Here is a 16,158-nt window from a genome sequence, read left to right as displayed (position 1 = left end):
TCACACCCCCACCGGGCTGCGCTCGGCCTGGTACTCCGCGACCCACTTGACCGCCTCGTGGTGTAGGTGACGGACGAGGATCTCCTGGTCGCTGAGCGGATAGTCGTCGACGATCGGCTCGTCCAGGCCGTACTCCAGCGCCGCCTGCGTGCCGCCGAGCATGCCGGCGTCCTGCAGCGCGAACTCCTTGAGCACAACGGAGGCGACCTCGTGTTCGATGCGCTCGCGCACGGTGCGCGCCGGATGAAAGGCGTTGTACGCCTCGAACTTATGGGTGTTGTGTGACGTCGGCCAGTACCGGTACAGCAGATACCAACCGTGATAGATGAGGATCTCCAGATTGGGGAAGATCTGGAAGTTCGTGATGCCCCACGGCTCGATGCCGCCCGGGTTCAAACCGGCCGACTGGTGCGTCTCAGGGGTGCGCCACGGACCTACCAGCCCGCTGCGCGTGACCCGCTCGACGGGATACATGAACTCCGGCGCGAGCAGCCATCGCCGGGTGCCCGCGGTGGACACCAACCGGTGCGGACCGTCGATCTGGAAGTGCCCGCACTCGAACGTCGCGTTGGGCTGTCGCACCTCGCTGGGCACCTGCTGCGAATGCAGCGACGGCACGTGGTAGTACTCCTGGAACGCGTCGGCGAAGATCTTCCAGTTGCTGTTGTTGTGCGCCTCGAATTCGTAACGCTCGGTCATCAATTCGAAGGGGTAGTCGTCGAGCGCGGTGATCATGGGACCGAGGAACTCGCGCAGGCTCCACCGCGGTTGGGGGTCGAAGTTGATGAAGATGAATCCGTTCCACACGTCGCAGTTCACCGGCTTGAGGCCGTACTGTGAGCTGTCCAGGCCGAAGAACTCGCCCTCCTGCTGAACGAACGTCAGGTCGCCCTTCAGGTCGTAGCGCCACCCGTGGTACTTGCAGGTGAACTGACGGCAGGTGCCCTTGACCTCTTCGTTGGGATAGTCGTTCCACACCAACTTGTTTCCGCGGTGGCGGCAGATATTGTAGAAGGCGCGAATCTGTTGATCCTTGCCTCGCGCCACGATCACCGACGTCCTTGCGGCGTCGATCTCCTTCGTCAGATAGCTGCCGACGCGGGGCAGTTCCTCAACGCGGGCCACGTTGAGCCACGCCCGTTTGAAGACCGCCTCACGCTCGAGTTCGTAGAACTCGGGGGAGATCGAGTCGCGGAACGAGATCGGCCCGGTACCGAGATCCGGGTAGTGCTCGGTCCAGCTTCCCTCCGCCGGCTTAGGCCACGTCCCCATGCGAACCTCCCTGTCGTTGGACGCTGTTGGGTGTCATCTAGAGCACCGATCCGCCGTTCACGCCGAGCACCTGTCCGGTGATGAATCCCGCCTCCTCCGAACACAGGAACCCGACAGCGGCCGCGATGTCGTCACCGGTCCCGAGGTGGCCCACGGGAACGCTTGCCGCCATCTGATCGTTGGATGGCAGATGTCCGGCGGCTTGGCCCGCGTGCTGCATCGGTGTCTCGATGGCCGACGGCGGAATGTTGTTGACCGTGATGCCGTTTGCTCCGTACTCGCGCGCCAGCGACTTCGTCAGCGAGATCAACGCACCCTTGGAGGCGGCGTAGTGGGCCATCTTCGGCGAGCCGCGCTGCGCGCTCGACGAGGAGATCATGACGATTCGCCCCCAGCCCGCCTCCAACATGTCCGGCACCGCCACCTGGCAGCAGTGGAACGTTCCGGTCAGGTTGACGTCGACGAGTCGCTGCCAGGCCTGAATGCTGATCTCGGTGAACGGCGACCAATCGACCGCACCCGCGCTGGTGACCAGGACATGCACTGGGCCCAACTCGGTGCGCACCTTCGCGAACGCGTCTTCGACGGCCTGCCGGTCGCTGACGTCCGCCGCGACCCCCAGTGCCGTCACGCCGGCGGAGCGCAGCTCTTCGGCAACCCGTTGCGCCGCCTCGCCGTTGATGTCCAGCACGGCGACCTTGTGCCCTCGCCTGCCGAGCTCGCGGCAGGTCGCATCCCCCATCCCGGACGCGCCGCCCGTCACCACCGCAACTCGCGTCATCGACCCACCCCTACTCGTAGACCACATGGACTGTGCGGCTCGTGGGCAGGGATTGACACGTCAGTACCCAGCCCTCGGCCACTTCGTCGTCGTCGAGCGCGTCGTTGTTCAACATCCGGGCGCTGCCCGATTCCAGACGCGCCATACACGTTCCGCAAGAACCGGTCTCGCATGATGACGGCGCGCGCAAGCCGGCGATCCGGGCGGTCTGCAACAGCGTGTTGCCCGCCCGGTAGGACGCCTTGGTGGTCTTGCGATCGAGCTCGATGACCACCTCCGCGGTCCGCTCGCTCGCCGCGGCAACCTCGCTGGACACCGGTGCGACGTGGAACCTCTCGAGGTGCAACCGGTCCCGCGGCACACCGGCGGTCAGCAGCGTTTCCTCGACGGTGTGCATGAACGGGCCCGGCCCGCAGATGTAGTAGTCCGCGTCGCGGTCCGCGTCGATGAACGCCTTGACCGCGGCGGCCTGCACGACACCCGCCTCGTCGTCGAAGTGGTGGGTCACCACCAGGCGGTCGGGGTTGGCACCGGCGAGCGCGGCCAACGACTCGCCGAAGATCACCGATTCGCGGCTTCGGTTGGCGTAGAACAGTTCGACGCGCCGAGCGGTACTCACCAGTGCCGAACCGATCAGCGAGAATATCGGCGTGATACCGCTGCCGCCTGCGAGAGCGACGATGTCACGCTCGGTTTCGCCGAGGATGAACCGGCCTTCGGGCGGCGCAGCGTGTAACTCGTCGCCCTCGGCAACGGTGTCGTTGAGGAAGTTCGAGACCAGCCCGCACGGATCGCGCTTGACGGTGATCTGGAGTTGCTCACCGCTGTGCGGTGACGACGACATCGAATAACAGCGACGGTGGTCCTCACCGGCGACCTTCACCCGCAGTGTCAGGTACTGGCCGGCGTGATACTGGAAGCGGTGCGAGCAGTGCGCGGGCACATCGAGCACCAGCGACACTGCATCGCTGGTCTCACGCACCACACGTTTGATGCGCAGGGGCGCGAACTCCACCACTTGTTCCGACATCGCCCACAGAGTATCAAGTACTTGTGATTGGTATCAAGTGGGCGGTTTCGCCCGCGCCGATCACAGGGTGCGTGGTCGAATACTGCGGATGAATGCCGCGACGAACCGCCGGCCGTATCGCGTCATCGCCTGGGGCACCGGCGCGGTCGGTAAAGAAATGCTCACCGCGATCATCGACCACCCCACCGGCCTAGAGATCGTCGGCGCACGGGTTTATTCCGCCGACAAGGACGGCGCGGACATCGGCGCGTTGGTGGGGCGCAATGAGGTCGGGGTGACCGCCACCACCGACGTCGACCGAGTGCTGGCACTCGACGCCGACTGCGTGCTCTACACACCGCGCAACACCGATCTCGACGAGGTTTGCGCGATTCTCGCCGGCGGCAAGAACGTCGCCACCACCGCGTTCCTGTTCCACCCGCGGCGCATGCCCGAGGCCGACCAGAAGCGCCTGCTCGACGCGTGCCGGACCGGCGGCACCACCGTGCACGGCGCCGGCCTGAACCCCGGCAACCTGTCCGGGGTGCTGCCGCTGGCCCTGTCGGGGATGAGCCGCACCATCGAAAAGATCAGGCTGCAGGAGCGCGCCGACTGGTCGGCCTACGACAGCACGTCGATCACGTTCGACAACATGGCGTTCGGTCAACCCGTCGAGGACATCGGCCCCACGGCCACCGACTTCCTCGCCTTCAACAGCGAGATCTTCAGCGAGCAGGTCTGGCTGGTGGCCGACGCGCTCAATGCCGGCATCGACGAGGTCACCGCCACCGTCGACGCCGTCGCAGCCAAGGCCGACCATCAGATCTTCGACCATGTCCTTCGTGCGGGAACCACTGCGGGACAACGCTGGAACTGGTCTGGGCGGCGAAACGGCGAGACGCTCGTCGAGATCGAGACGCTATGGACGGTCGGCGGCGAGTATCCCGAGCACTGGCCCCGGCCGCAGCACGGCTGGACGTTGACCGTCGAGGGCGACCCGTCGATGCGGACGCACTTCTTCTCCTTGGCCAGCTTCACTCGCGATGCGAGCATGGAGGAGCATGTGCAATCGGCCAACGTCGCCACCGCCATGCAGGTTCTCAACGCCGTGCCCGCGATCTGCGACGCGCCCGCCGGGTTCGCGACGATGGCCACGCTGCCGCTGATCCGCAGTCGGGTCGGGTTCGGTAACGGCTGACTTGGTCAGTCGCCGATGTGGTCGTCGACCAGCGTGTGCCCTGTGCCTTTCTCGACCACACGCGCCAACAGGTCGCGCAGGGTCTGCTGTTCCTCCGGCGTGAGCACCCCGAACACCTCCTCGTGGGCGGCGATCGCGTCACTGACCACAGCGGTGGCCACCTTGCGCCCTTCGTCGGTCAAATAGGCCTTCAGGATTCGCGCGTGCTGTGGGTCGGGCCTGCGTTCCAACAAACCTCGCTGCTCGAGCGCCTTGACCGCGAGTTGCACACCTTGCGGTGTGATCAGCAGCCGGCGCGCGAGTTCCGCACCGGACAAGCCGGGCTCGTTGGCGAGTTGGCGCAGTACACCGATCTGGGCGGTGCTCACACCGTGCTGGCTGACCGCGTCGTTGACCGCGGTGAGCGAGAAGTACCACGCCTGCTTGAGATGCCACAGGATGTTGTCGCCGAGTTCCATACCCAGATTCTCAGGCATGATCGTCGCCGTCGTGTCGGTACACCTGGCCGTCCTTCATCACGAACCGCACATCGAGCGTCGTGGCGATGTCCTTTGAGGGATCACCGGGGACGGCGACGATGTCGGCGAGGTATCCCGGCGCCAGACGACCCAGTTCGTCGTCGGCCTCGATCAGCTCGGCGCTGGTCACCGTGGCGGCGCGGATGGCCTGCATCGGCGTCATGCCACGCTCGACCAGAGCACAGAGTTCCCTGGCGTTCTGCCCGTGCGGGATCGCTGGCGCATCGGTGCCGCACGCGATGCGCACGCCCGCCGCGATCGCCTTGGGCAGCATGGCCTGCGCCCTGGGGAACACCTCCTCGGCCTTCTTGCGCAACTCGGGCGCAATGCGGTCGATGGCCATCGCCTGGGTCAGGTAAGTGGTGGAGACCAGGAAGGTCCCGGTGTCGGCCATCAACTTGATCGTGTCGTCGCTGGCGAGGAAGCCGTGCTCGATGCAATCGATCCCGGCCTTGATACACGCGCGAATAGCGCTGTCTCCCACCGCATGTGCGGCTACCCGTACCCCAGCGCGGTGCGCCTCGTCGGCGATCGCGGCGAACTCGTCATCGGAGTACTGCTGCGCGCCAGGAGCGGTGCTGTGCGACATCACGCCGCCGGACGCCGACACCTTGATCAGCTTGGCGCCGTGGCGAACCTGGTAACGCACGCACGCCCGCACGTCGTCGACGCCGTTGGCGATGCCCTCGGCCACCGACAGCGGCATGATGCCCGGCGCGAGCCGCTGGAACACGGTCGGATCGAGGTGCCCGCCATAGGGTGTCACCGCGTGCCCGGCCGGATAGATCCGCGGGCCGAGGTGCCAACCCTGGTCGATGGCGCGCATCAGGGCGACGTCGAGCAGATAGCCGCCCGTCTTCACCATCAGCCCGAGGTTGCGCACACTGGTGAAGCCGGCCTCCAGCGTGGTGCGGGCGTTGACCGCTCCGCGCAGGGTGCGGTATGCGGGATCGTCCTGCACACCGTGCATCGGGCTGGGCAACCCCTCCGGGCCGCCGGGCCCGCCGATGAGCAGGTTGAGCTCCATGTCCATCAGGCCGGGTAACAGCGTGGCGTCACCCAGATCGATGTCGGCGGCCGGAGCCCTCGGCGCCTCAGCCGGATTAACCTCGGTGATCCGGTTGCCCTCGACCACGACGACCGCCGGCGAACGCACCTCCTGTGAGTCGACATCCGCCCAGCGGGCGGCGCGCAGGACCGTAACGGTCACGGCACCGGTTCGGACACACAGTCCAGCGTCGTGGCACCGGAATCGGGAACCTTCGGTTGTTTCCAGCACTCGACCGGGAACGACGCCTGGATCATGGAATAGAGCAGATGCATCAGGTTGAGCACGTCCTCCGGCAGGTCGTCGAGCGAGAACTTGTCGCAGTACGCGATGGCCTCCTCCGCGCGCGCGGTCACCGCGTCGTAGAAAGCCTGCAACTCCTGCATCGTGCTGGCCAACCGTTTGGCGTACCGCTCGGCCTCCGTCGGCAGGCACCAATCCGAAAACCGTTCAAGATCGGCGAATTCGGGCGGCAGCTTGGCGGCGGTGGCCGTTCCGTTACTGGCCATGTCACACCCCCGCCGTCTTGCGCTGGTAGTCCTCGACCCAGGCCGCCGTCTCCTTGTGCAGGTGACGGATCAGCACCTCCTGATCGCAGAGCAGGAATTCATCGATGACGCGCGACTCGACCATGCTCTGCGTCGCTTCGAGCGTGTTGGCATCCTGAAGGCCGTACTCCTTGAACGACACCGCCGCGAGTTCCTGAGCGATGCGCTCGCGGGGCGTGCGCGGTTGCGGGAAGTACACCGTGCCCTCGAACAGGTGGGTGTTGTGAGACGTGGGCCAGTAGTGGTAGGTCAGGTACCAGCCCTGGCCCCAGAACAGGATCACGAAGTTGGGGAACAGCTGGAACGAATCCAGGCCCCAGGGGTCGCATTTGGCGGGATTGAGCCCGGGAGGCATCTCCCCCAGATCCGGCGTGTCCCACGGTCCGAACAGCCCGCTTTGGCAGATGTCCTCGATCGGCTTGCGCATCTCGTCGGCCATCTCCCAGGCGCGGACGCCCGACGTGCTGACCAGCCGGTGCGGGCCCTCGATGCGGTAGTGCGGCGCCTCGAAACCCGCCTCCGCAGCGGCCTTGGAGTACGCCGTCGGCGACTGGTTCGCGTGCAGTACCGGTGCGTGGTAGAACTCCTGGAACGCGTCCATGTACAGCTTCCAGTTCGCCTTGACCTCGGACCGGTAGTAGAACCGCGACGTCATCTTGTCGAACGGATAGCCCTCGAGATTGGTGATCATCGGGCCTAGGAACTCGCGCAGCGACTGCTCGGGTTTCTTGGCGAAGTTGACGAAGATGAAGCCCTCCCACACCTCGCAGTGCACGGGCACCAGGCCGTAACGACTCTTGTCAAGGTCGAAGAACTCACCTTCCTGCTGGACGAACGTCAGGTTGCCGTCCAGGTCGTAGCGCCAGGCGTGGTACTTGCAGGTGAACTGCCGGCACACGCCGCTGGTCTCCTCCAGCGGCATGTCGTTCCACACCAGCTTGTTGCCGCGGTGGCGGCAGATGTTGTGGAACGCCTTGATCTCGCCCGACGTGGTGCGCACGACGATGATCGAGGTGTTGACCACCTTGAGTTCTTTGGTGAAATAGCTGCCCTTGCGCGGAACCTGTTCGGCACGGCCGACATTGAGCCAGGCCCGCTTGAACACGGCCTGGCGCTCGATCTCGTAGAACTCCGGGCTGATGGAGTCCTCGTAGGAGACCGGCTCAGTTCCCAGCTGAGGGTAGTGCTCTGTCCAACTGCCTTCGGGGGGTTTGGGAAAGCGAGCCATCGGCTTCTCCTGTCTTTGCTTTTCGGCATTCCGCGGGAGCCTGATAGACCGACGATATATGCTGTGGCAATCAATCACAAGTAGTTGATATTGCTCGGGTGAGCCGCCGCTGAAGGGAGTCGAACAGGTGCGTCCGGATGAACTCTTCATCGGTGGCAGGTGGTCGGCGCCGAGCACCGGCCGGCGCATCGGCGTCGTCTCGCCGCACACCGAGGAACCGGTGGCCCAGGTCGCGGCCGCCGGTCCGCAGGATGTCGACGCGGCGGTGGCAGCGGCGCGCGAAGCGTTTGACTCCGGACCGTGGCCCCGGCTCGAGCCGGCCGAGCGCATCGCGGTCCTCCGGCGGCTGGCCGAAACCTACGGTGAGCGTCGTGCCGAGATGGCCGAGACCATCACGTCCGAGATCGGTGCGCCGATCAGCTTCGCGCAACGCGCGCAGGTCGGACTGCCGGCGATGATGATGACCGCGTTCTGCAATCTGGCCGAGTCCTATCCGTGGTCTGAAGCCCGGCCCGGGATGTACGGGGCAGACGTGCACATCCGCCGCGAGCCGGTCGGCGTCGTCGCCGCGATCGTGCCGTGGAACATGCCGCAGTTCCTCATCGTCACCAAGCTGATCCCTGCGTTGCTCGCAGGGTGCACCGTGGTGCTCAAACCGGCACCTGAATCTCCGCTCAACGCGCTGCTGCTCGCCGAGATGATTGCCGCAGCCGACCTACCGCCCGGCGTGGTCAGCGTGCTGCCGGGCGACGGATCGGTCGGCGAGCACCTGGTCAAACACGCCCTGGTGGACAAGGTTTCGTTCACCGGTTCGACGGCGGCGGGCAAGGCCGTCGCCGCGGCGTGCGCCGCCGATCTCAAGCGCGTCAGCCTGGAACTCGGCGGCAAGTCCGCGGCCATCGTGCTCGACGATGCCGACCCCGCCGCCGTCGCGGCGGGCGTCCGGTCGGCCAGCCTGAGCAACAGCGGTCAGATCTGCAACGCGCTCACCCGGATCCTGGTGCCCGCCGGCCGGGCCGACGAGTTCACCGACGCCTTGGCCGCCGAGATGACGTCGCTGGTCGTCGGCGACCCGACGGAGGCCGCCACCCAGGTCGGCCCACTGGTCGCAAAGCGTCAGCAGGAACGGGTGCGGGGGTACATCGAAGCCGGCCGCGCCGAGGGCGCCCAATTGGTCACCGGCGGCACGGCGATGCCCGACGGCCTGGACAAGGGGTGGTACGTCCGTCCCACTCTGTTCGCCGATGCCACGAATGCGATGCGCATCGCGCGCGAGGAGATCTTCGGTCCCGTGCTCACCGTCATCCCCTACCACGACGAGGAAGAAGCGGTGGCGGTCGCCAACGACTCCGACTACGGCCTCGCCGGGTCGGTGTTCACCGAGGACACCGACCGCGGTCTGGGCGTCGCGGCGCGCATCCGGACCGGCACGTTCGGTGTCAACCAGGGCTACACGATGGACCCGTTCGCACCCTTCGGCGGGGTGAAGGGCAGCGGATACGGACGCGAACTCGGCCGCGAGGGTATCGACGGCTACACCCAAACCAAATCGATTTCGGTTGCGGCGCGGCAAGATCCGGCTAGCGCCGCAGCGGGCAAGGGGGCGTGACATCGTAACGACATTGCGGACCCACGAACCGAACTTCGCGCGACCCGTCGCGCCGCACCGGGGCCGGATCTATCTCGGAGTCGGTCTGCTCACCGGCATCGTGTTCCTCGGTAGGACGTTCGGCGTCGAGTTCGGATTCATTTCGCCCGATTTCACCTCCGATGTCATCGCCAACCTGCTCTTCGGTATCCCGGTGCTGCTGGTTCCGTTCACGAGCTGATGTTCCTGATCGGCCACCCACTCGGCTGGTGGACACCCACGACGGATCCCGGCTGGAAGTGGTTGTGGTGGCAGTACGCGCTCGCCGACACCCGGTATGTGAGCGGCAACCCGTGGATCTTCGCGCTGGAGGTGGTCGGCGTGACCACCGGCGTCTTCGTCTTCGTCATGTGGACCCGGCTCATCAAGGTCGACCTGCCCGCCGAATCGCGAATCCGTTGTCTGTGGGGCGCTTTCGCGGGCTGCGCTGTGTTGATGAGCAGCACCGCCGTCTACTTCCTGGCCGAGGTCGGCGCCGGCTTCGAGAACATCGGTCAGGGCGCCTTCGGCCTCGGTTTCAAGTTCATCGCCGAGAACATCCCGTTCATGGTGCTGCCCCCGCTGGTCCTCTATTCGATCCACCTGCAGATCGACTATCTGACGCGGCGCGCCGGTATCTCTACGGGAACTTGATCGCCGACACGTACATCTCGACGACCGGCCGGTAGAGGTCGACGTCGTCGAGTTCGCTGCCCAGCACGACGGAGTCGCTGGTGGTGACGAGCACCTGAGCGAAGGTCAGTGGCGGGATCAGCAGCGTCCCCCCGAGCCTGTCGATGCCCTCGACGATGAAGGTGGCGAGCGCCTCGACGACCTCTGACCTCTTCTGGGCCACCCGCTCCCGCACGGCCGGGTTGCGGACCAGGTACAGGGTGAACTCGTGACCCAACGCGGCGTGTTCGGCCCCGCGGTCGCGGCTCAGTTGGCGCCACCGTGCGGCGATATCGTCCAGTTCGCGCGACCCGATGTGCTCCGACGACGCCATCACGTCCGCGAAATTGTCGAAGTAGCGCCGCCAGTACCGGTCGCTCACCGCCAGGAAGAGATCTTCCTTGGTGGCGAAGTGCTTGTAGATGGCGCCTTTCGTATAGCCGGCGGCATGGGCGATGTCATCGAGAGCCGCTGCCGTGAAACCTTTTTCGGCGAAGACGTCTTCCGCGGCGTCGAGGAGCAGCGAACGCGTGTGCTCGAGGCGCCGTTCGCGCGTCCAACGCTCAGCCATGGAAAAAGTCTGCCACAGAATCTGAGAATCTTATTGGCTACCGAGATACTCACTGGTATCTTTTCGTCGAACGCAGACCCCGAGGAGGCGTCGTGAGCGATCTGTCGGACAAGAAACCTGTGGTCACCGAGTCCATCGGTGCGACGGCGGCACTCGGTAGCCAAGAGCAACGCAAGGGCGCGCCGGTCAAGATCTGGGCGTTCTTCGGCGGCGCGATCCTGCTGCTGCAGCTATATGTGTGGACCAAATGGGTCACCGGGCCGTACTTCGAGCAAGTGCCCGCCGGGCCGACCCCGGTGCCGTTGCACATGAAGATCCCACTCATCGCGAACGCAGTGGTGCTTTGGGTCGGCCTGCCCTTCGCCATCTACTACTTCTTCATCAGGCCCTGGCGGCGCGAACGGCGAATCACGTTGGACGGCATGCTGGTGCTGTCGATGGGCCTGATGTTCTTCCAGGACCCGTTGCTGAACTACTACAATACGTGGTGTACCTACAACACCTGGCTTTGGAACCGGGGCGCCTGGACACCGCACATTCCCGGCTGGTTTTCACCCGACGAACCCGGCCGCATGGTGTCCGAACCACTGCTGACGAACACGGTGGGATACGCGTACGGAGTCCTGCTGATCACGATCGTCGGCTGCTGGGTGATGCGAAAGATCAAGTCGCGATGGCCCAATATCACCAACTTGCGGTTGATCCTGGCGACATTCGCAATCTCTTTCGTCTTCGACTTTGTGATGGAAGCCCTCGTCCTGCTGCCTGCCGGGCTCTACACGTATCCCGGTGCCATTCGGGAGGTGTCCTTCAATGCCGGCACCTATTACCAATGGCCGGTTTACGAAGGGATCATGTGGGGCGGCGTCCAGACGGCCCTTTGCTGTCTGCGCTTCTTCACCGACGATCGCGGCCGCACGATCGCCGAGCGCGGACTGGACCGAGTCCGCGGCGGGTTTGTCAAGCAGCAGTTCGTCCGGTTCCTGGCGATCTTCGCCGCGGTGAGCGCATGCTTCGGCTTCCTTTACAACCTTCCCGTGCAGTGGTTCGCCATGCACTCCGACCCCTGGCCCGAGGACCATCTGAAGCGCTCGTACTTCAACGGCGGCATATGTGGAGACGGAACAGACATTCCCTGCCCCGACCCCAGCCTGCCGCTGCCGAGCAGATGGTCCGGCCACATCAACACCGACGGTGAACTCGTCCTACCGGAGGGCGTCGAGATGCCGACGACAGTTCCGATCGAAACGGGCAAGTGAATCAGGGCATCTTGACGGCCGACACGTACATTTCGACGATCGGCTGGTAAAGATCGATCTCGTCCAAGTGGCTGCCCAACTCGACGGCGTCAGTTGTGGCGATGATGATGTGGGCGAACGTCGTCGCAGGGATCAACAGGGTCGCGCCCAGACTCTCGATGCCCTCGACGATGTAGCGGGTGAGCTGGTCGACAACCTCAGATCGCTTGGCGGCCACGCGTTCCCGTGCCTCCGGGTTGCGCAGCAGGTAGAGGTTGAACTCCAGGCCCAGCGCTGCATGCTCGGCGCCACGGTCACGACTCAGCTGGCGCCACCGCTCGCCGATCTCCTCGAGCTCGCGCGCTCCGATGTGGTCCGACGACGACATTATTTCCGCGAAGTTGTCGAAATATCGACGCCAGTACCGGTCGCTTGCCGCCAGAAACAGATCTTCCTTGGTGGCGAAGTACTTGTAGATCGCGCCTTTCGAGTAGCCGGCAGCCTTAGCGATGTCGTCGAGCGTCGCTGGAATGAAGCCTTTTTCAGCGAACACCTGTTCGGCGGCATCCAGCAGCAGCGAGCGCGTGCGCTCGAGGCGGCGCTCCCGCGTCCACGGCTCGACCATGTGGCAATTTTGCCACAGATTATTGAACTATTGGTCATTGAGATACTCACTGGTATATTTTCGACGCATCGGCTACTTCGGGAGGGGGCCGTGAGATCCGTGCGATCGACAAGTGCAGAGGAGAGAGTGTCGTGAGCGATCTGTCGCAAAAAAAGCCCGTTCTCACCGAATCGCTCAGCGAGGCATCGCTCGGCACGCAACCGCAGTCGAAGATCCCCGCGGTGAAAATCTGGGCCGCCGTCGGCGGTGTGATTCTGGCCTTCCAGCTGTACGTGTGGATCCGCTGGATCACCGGACCCAACTTCGAGCGGGTGCCGGCCGGACCGACCGACCCACCGACGTTCATGAAGGCGATCCTGTTCACCTGGACTGCCGTGATCGTGGTCGGCCTGCCAATTGCCATCTGGTGGTTCCTCATTCGGCCGTGGCGTCGGGAGCGGCGAATCACCCTCGACGGCATGCTGTTCGTGTCCTGCGGCCTGCTGTGGTTTCAGGATCCGCTGCTGAACTACTTCAGTACGTGGAGCACCTACAACACCTGGATGTGGAACATGGGCTCGTGGGTCCAGGACGTTCCAGGTTGGGTGTCGTACGGAGAACCGGGCGCCATGATGGCCGAGCCCGTCCTGATGAACGCACCGGGTTACTTCTTCGTCCTGCTGTGCACCATGCTCGGCTGCTGGGTCATGCGCTTGGCCAAGAAGCGGTTTCCCAACATCAACACCCTCGGCCTGATCGGCGTGGTGATCGCCTGGACCTTCTTATTCGACTTCGTCATCGAGGGCCTTTTTCTCATGCCGATGGGGTTGTTCACCTATCCGGGCGCCATTCAGGCTCTGTCGGTCAATGCGGGCACCTACTACCAGTGGCCGCTGTATGAAGGGCTCATGTGGGGCGGTGTCCAGGCGGGCCTCTGCTGCATGCGGTACTTCACCGACGACCGCGGGCGGACCTTCGTCGAGCGTGGACTCGACCGGGTTCGAGGCGGATTCGTCCGACAGCAGCTGACCCGTTTCCTGGCGATCTTCGCCGCGTGCAGCGCCTTCTTCTTCGTGTTCTACAACATTCCGGCACAGTTCTTCGCCATGCACCAGGACCCCTGGCCGGAAGACATCCTCAAGCGCTCGTACTTCCTGATGGGCATCTGCGGCGAGGACACCGATCGGCCGTGCCCCGATCCTGCGCTACCGATGCCGCTGACCAATTCCGGCTATATCAACCACGACGGTGAGCTTGTCCTCCCCGAGGGCGTGGAGCTTCCCAAAAACGTTCCGATCGAGCGAGGAAAATAAATGCGCAACAGTACTTCTGCGGTGGTCACCCCCGTTTCCAACGCGCCGTTCTACCGGGCGGTCGGTGACGAGGTGGAGGTCTTCCGCGCGGCGGCTGGCCGCGGCCTACCGGTGCTGTTGAAGGGCCCTACGGGCTGCGGGAAGACCCGGTTCGTGGAAGCGATGGCGCACCAGTTGGGCCGGGAGCTGATCACGGTCGCGGGCCACGAGGACATGACGTCGGCGGATCTGGTGGGTCGGTTCCTGTTGAAGGGCGGTGAGACGGTTTGGGTGGACGGACCGCTGACCCGCGCGGTGCGTGAGGGCGCCATCTTCTATCTGGACGAGGTGGTGGAGGCGCGCCAGGACACCACCGTGGTCATCCATCCGCTCGCCGATCACCGCCGCGAGCTGCCCGTCGACCGACTGGGCACCACATTGCAGGCCGCGCCCGGCTTCCAGCTGGTGATTTCCTACAACCCCGGCTACCAGAGCGTCCTGAAGAATCTCAAGGAGTCGACCCGTCAGCGCTTCATCGCGATCGAGCTCGGCTACCCATCCCCCGAGGTCGAGACCGAGGTGGTGGCCTTCGAAGCGGGGATCGACACTGAGACTGCACGTTCGTTGGTCAAGCTCGCATACGCCATCCGAAACCTGGACGGCTCGCCGCTGCGCGAAGTGTCCTCCACCCGCATGTTGATTCTCGCCGGCGGGCTCGCCGCCGAAGGGCTGAACCTGCGCAGCGCCGTCCACGCCGCCGTCGTCCAGGTGCTCTCCGACGATGACGATGTCATCCGTGCTCTCGATGAACTCGTCGATACGGTTCTGCCCCACACGTGACCGACGCTGCCGATTCGAACCCGGACCGGTTCCGGTTCCTTGCCACCTACATCGCCGGCCGGTCGGTCGACGTCACCGAGGCGCCGGCCGGCCAGCCCGCGCACACGAACGGCCAGTTCATCTTCGTCTCGGCCGGTGGTTCGGTCGCCGAGCAGCGCCGCGAGATGCTGGTTCAGGCCGCACTTCTCGGCGCGGGGAGCCTTGATCCGCGATTGGTGAAGGGATTGCGGGCACGGGCCACGATGGCGCGCCGCTACCTCGCACTCGAAGGTCACCGGGTGCTCGCCGAACTCGCCAGCCAGATTCGGATCGATGCCGCGCTGCTGCTCGACGGGCAACCCAGCACCGCGACGGCCGATGAGTCACTGGAGGTGGCCAGGAGCCGAGCTCAGGTGGCCGACCCTCCGGAGTGGTTCGGTGTCATCAAACCTTCCCGGCTGCTGGCGGCGTCGGCCGGACCGGGCGGACAGGCCACCAATAACGACCTCCGATTGCAGTTCGACCCCATCGACATGCCCGAGTCCGACGACGAGGACGAGGACGAGGACGAGGACGAGGACGGTGGGAAGTCGTCAGAGAGCAAGATCCTCAAGCTGTTTCAGAGTCCGCTCCTCAACAATCAGTCGGTGTCGGACTACTTCCGCAAGGTGTTCGGGGGTTCACGTTCCCCAGGAGAAGGTGCTGCGGGTGCCGAGATGACCGTTCGCTCCACCCGGCGGGTGCGAGAGATCGGACCGAATGCCCGTCCCCTTCCGACTCGGATCCAATTCACCGACGACAGCAAGCCCGGCGCAGCGGTCGGCGTCGGCGGGGCCCTCTACCCGGAGTGGGACGTCTTCAACGACCGGTACAAGCCGGACTGGTGTCGGGTCATCGACTTTCCATTGACCGTCGCGGCCGACGTTTCCGAGGCCGGTGTCGCGCGCGATGACGTACTGCGGCGCCGGCTGGCGCGCGTCGGGCTCGGCCCGAAAGTCCTACGCGGTCGTGCCGACGGAGACGACCTCGACATCGAGGCGCTCATCGACCTGTTCGTCGACCTGCAGTCTGGCTTCTCCGCTCCCGAGCACGTCTACCTGGAGCGCCGCAAGCTTGCCCGAAATCTGGGCGTTCTCATCCTGATCGACGCGTCCGGGTCCGCCGTCGACGCGGATTCGGACGGCCTCGCGGTGCACGACCATCAGCGCCGGGCGGCCGCCACGCTGGCCGTCACACTCGAGGAACTCGGTGACCGCGTCGGCGTCTACGCCTTCCGCTCGCAGGGCCGCCACGCCGTGCACCTGCCGGCCATCAAGACGTTCGACCAGACCTTCGGCGCGGTCGGACGGGCCCGGCTCAACCAGCTCGAGCCGGCGAGCTACACCCGTCTCGGGGCGGGAATCCGTGGCGCGGGAGAGGTCCTCAAGAAGCAAGCCGGCACGCCGAACCGGCTGCTGCTCCTCCTTTCGGACGGCTTTCCCTACGACGACGGCTACGAAGGTCACTACGCAGAGGCCGATGCGCATAAGGCCCTCGAGGAGCTCCGTTCGGAAGGCGTCGCCTGCCTGTGCCTGTCCATCGGCGCGGCCACGGAAACCGATGTGCTAGAACGTGTCTTCGGCTCCGCCAGCTTCGCCAGCGCCCCGAACCTGGCCGACTTGAGTCCGCAGATGGACGAGTTGTTCATGTCCGCGCTCGCTGAACTCGCCGCCCCGAAACCATCGCGGGTCTGA

General features: G+C 65.1%; 15 protein-coding genes and 1 pseudogene. 7 read left to right on the top strand and 9 right to left on the bottom strand.

The genetic code is table 11. The features are described from left to right. From K3G64_RS16360 to K3G64_RS16350, 3 genes are read right to left on the bottom strand one after another with little or no spacing between them, the layout of a single operon-like run. Positions 1-1,272 carry an aromatic ring-hydroxylating oxygenase subunit alpha gene (locus K3G64_RS16360; protein WP_238885777.1) on the bottom strand — a complete coding sequence of 424 codons (1,272 nt, stop codon included), beginning with the start codon at positions 1,270-1,272 and terminating at the stop codon, positions 1-3. Positions 1,273-1,309: 37 nt separating this feature from the next. After that, positions 1,310-2,053 (bottom strand): SDR family NAD(P)-dependent oxidoreductase, encoded by a 744-nt coding sequence (locus K3G64_RS16355; protein WP_238885775.1) that lies wholly within the window; start codon positions 2,051-2,053, stop codon positions 1,310-1,312. A gap of 10 nt (positions 2,054-2,063) precedes the next feature. Next, positions 2,064-3,083, bottom strand: coding sequence for a ferredoxin--NADP reductase (locus K3G64_RS16350; RefSeq protein WP_238885773.1), 1,020 nt, complete (start codon positions 3,081-3,083; stop codon positions 2,064-2,066). Between the two features lie 157 nt (positions 3,084-3,240). On the opposite strand from K3G64_RS16350, the gene K3G64_RS16345 reads away from it, so the two are divergent. Further along, complete coding sequence (locus tag K3G64_RS16345; RefSeq protein ID WP_370647218.1) at positions 3,241-4,260, top strand: NAD(P)H-dependent amine dehydrogenase family protein; 1,020 nt, start codon at positions 3,241-3,243, stop codon at positions 4,258-4,260. Positions 4,261-4,265: 5 nt separating this feature from the next. On the opposite strand, the gene K3G64_RS16340 is transcribed toward K3G64_RS16345, so the two are convergent. The 4 genes from K3G64_RS16340 to K3G64_RS16325 are packed head-to-tail and all read right to left on the bottom strand — an operon-like array spanning position 4,266 to position 7,602. Further along, entirely contained in the window at positions 4,266-4,718 is a 453-nt protein-coding gene (locus K3G64_RS16340) for a MarR family winged helix-turn-helix transcriptional regulator (RefSeq protein WP_238950736.1), read from the bottom strand. 10 nt (positions 4,719-4,728) lie between these two features. After that, positions 4,729-5,988, bottom strand: coding sequence for a metal-dependent hydrolase family protein (locus K3G64_RS16335; RefSeq protein WP_238885771.1), 1,260 nt, complete (start codon positions 5,986-5,988; stop codon positions 4,729-4,731). Further along, complete coding sequence (locus K3G64_RS16330) at positions 5,985-6,335, bottom strand: hypothetical protein (RefSeq protein WP_238885770.1); 351 nt, start codon at positions 6,333-6,335, stop codon at positions 5,985-5,987. The genes K3G64_RS16335 and K3G64_RS16330 overlap by 4 nt, the downstream gene beginning before the upstream one ends. A gap of 1 nt (position 6,336) precedes the next feature. Beyond that, entirely contained in the window at positions 6,337-7,602 is a 1,266-nt protein-coding gene (locus tag K3G64_RS16325) for an aromatic ring-hydroxylating oxygenase subunit alpha (protein ID WP_238885769.1), read from the bottom strand. Positions 7,603-7,750: 148 nt separating this feature from the next. Here K3G64_RS16325 and K3G64_RS16320 point away from each other — a divergent pair, with 148 nt between their 5' ends. Together K3G64_RS16320 and K3G64_RS16315 are read left to right on the top strand one after the other, a co-directional pair. Beyond that, the gene (locus K3G64_RS16320) at positions 7,751-9,211 is read left to right on the top strand and encodes an aldehyde dehydrogenase (RefSeq protein WP_370647216.1); all 1,461 of its coding nucleotides are present in this window, start codon (positions 7,751-7,753) and stop codon (positions 9,209-9,211) included. A gap of 1 nt (position 9,212) precedes the next feature. Then, positions 9,213-9,883: pseudogene (locus tag K3G64_RS16315) on the top strand (emopamil-binding protein). On the opposite strand, the gene K3G64_RS16310 reads toward K3G64_RS16315, so the two are convergent. Then, positions 9,870-10,472 (bottom strand): TetR/AcrR family transcriptional regulator, encoded by a 603-nt coding sequence (locus K3G64_RS16310; protein WP_238885767.1) that lies wholly within the window; start codon positions 10,470-10,472, stop codon positions 9,870-9,872. The pseudogene K3G64_RS16315 and the gene K3G64_RS16310 sit on opposite strands and share 14 nt — an antisense overlap. A gap of 92 nt (positions 10,473-10,564) precedes the next feature. Here K3G64_RS16310 and K3G64_RS16305 point away from each other — a divergent pair, with 92 nt between their 5' ends. Further along, entirely contained in the window at positions 10,565-11,731 is a 1,167-nt protein-coding gene (locus K3G64_RS16305) for a spirocyclase AveC family protein (RefSeq protein WP_238885766.1), read from the top strand. A gap of 1 nt (position 11,732) precedes the next feature. Here K3G64_RS16305 and K3G64_RS16300 read toward each other — a convergent pair whose 3' ends face one another. Further along, positions 11,733-12,335, bottom strand: a complete 603-nt coding sequence (locus K3G64_RS16300; protein WP_238885765.1) for a TetR/AcrR family transcriptional regulator — start codon at positions 12,333-12,335, stop codon at positions 11,733-11,735. A 131-nt stretch (positions 12,336-12,466) separates the two neighbouring features. Between K3G64_RS16300 and K3G64_RS16295 the strand changes: the two genes are divergently transcribed. From K3G64_RS16295 to K3G64_RS16285, 3 genes are read left to right on the top strand one after another with little or no spacing between them, the layout of a single operon-like run. After that, positions 12,467-13,627, top strand: a complete 1,161-nt coding sequence (locus K3G64_RS16295; protein WP_238885762.1) for a spirocyclase AveC family protein — start codon at positions 12,467-12,469, stop codon at positions 13,625-13,627. Continuing rightward, positions 13,628-14,446, top strand: coding sequence for a CbbQ/NirQ/NorQ/GpvN family protein (locus K3G64_RS16290; protein WP_238885759.1), 819 nt, complete (start codon positions 13,628-13,630; stop codon positions 14,444-14,446). Next, complete coding sequence (locus tag K3G64_RS16285; RefSeq protein ID WP_238885757.1) at positions 14,443-16,158, top strand: nitric oxide reductase activation protein NorD; 1,716 nt, start codon at positions 14,443-14,445, stop codon at positions 16,156-16,158. The genes K3G64_RS16290 and K3G64_RS16285 overlap by 4 nt, the downstream gene beginning before the upstream one ends.

Origin of the sequence: Mycobacterium sp. IDR2000157661 (genome assembly GCF_022317005.1) — a bacterium.
Lineage (GTDB): Bacteria > Actinomycetota > Actinomycetes > Mycobacteriales > Mycobacteriaceae > Mycobacterium.
This window is presented reverse-complemented; position numbering and strand designations above follow the sequence as displayed.

Bases quoted from the DNA above. Each gene is read 5' to 3' on its own strand.
- K3G64_RS16290 (WP_238885759.1), top strand. From the start codon at position 13,628: ATGCGCAACAGTACTTCTGCGGTGGTCACCCCCGTTTCCAACGCGCCG.
- K3G64_RS16325 (WP_238885769.1), bottom strand. From the start codon at position 7,602: ATGGCTCGCTTTCCCAAACCCCCCGAAGGCAGTTGGACAGAGCACTAC.
- K3G64_RS16300 (WP_238885765.1), bottom strand. From the start codon at position 12,335: ATGGTCGAGCCGTGGACGCGGGAGCGCCGCCTCGAGCGCACGCGCTCG.
- K3G64_RS16310 (WP_238885767.1), bottom strand. From the start codon at position 10,472: ATGGCTGAGCGTTGGACGCGCGAACGGCGCCTCGAGCACACGCGTTCG.
- K3G64_RS16345 (WP_370647218.1), top strand. From the start codon at position 3,241: ATGCTCACCGCGATCATCGACCACCCCACCGGCCTAGAGATCGTCGGC.
- K3G64_RS16360 (WP_238885777.1), bottom strand. From the start codon at position 1,272: ATGGGGACGTGGCCTAAGCCGGCGGAGGGAAGCTGGACCGAGCACTAC.
- K3G64_RS16340 (WP_238950736.1), bottom strand. From the start codon at position 4,718: ATGGAACTCGGCGACAACATCCTGTGGCATCTCAAGCAGGCGTGGTAC.
- K3G64_RS16350 (WP_238885773.1), bottom strand. From the start codon at position 3,083: ATGTCGGAACAAGTGGTGGAGTTCGCGCCCCTGCGCATCAAACGTGTG.
- K3G64_RS16330 (WP_238885770.1), bottom strand. From the start codon at position 6,335: ATGGCCAGTAACGGAACGGCCACCGCCGCCAAGCTGCCGCCCGAATTC.
- K3G64_RS16355 (WP_238885775.1), bottom strand. From the start codon at position 2,053: ATGACGCGAGTTGCGGTGGTGACGGGCGGCGCGTCCGGGATGGGGGAT.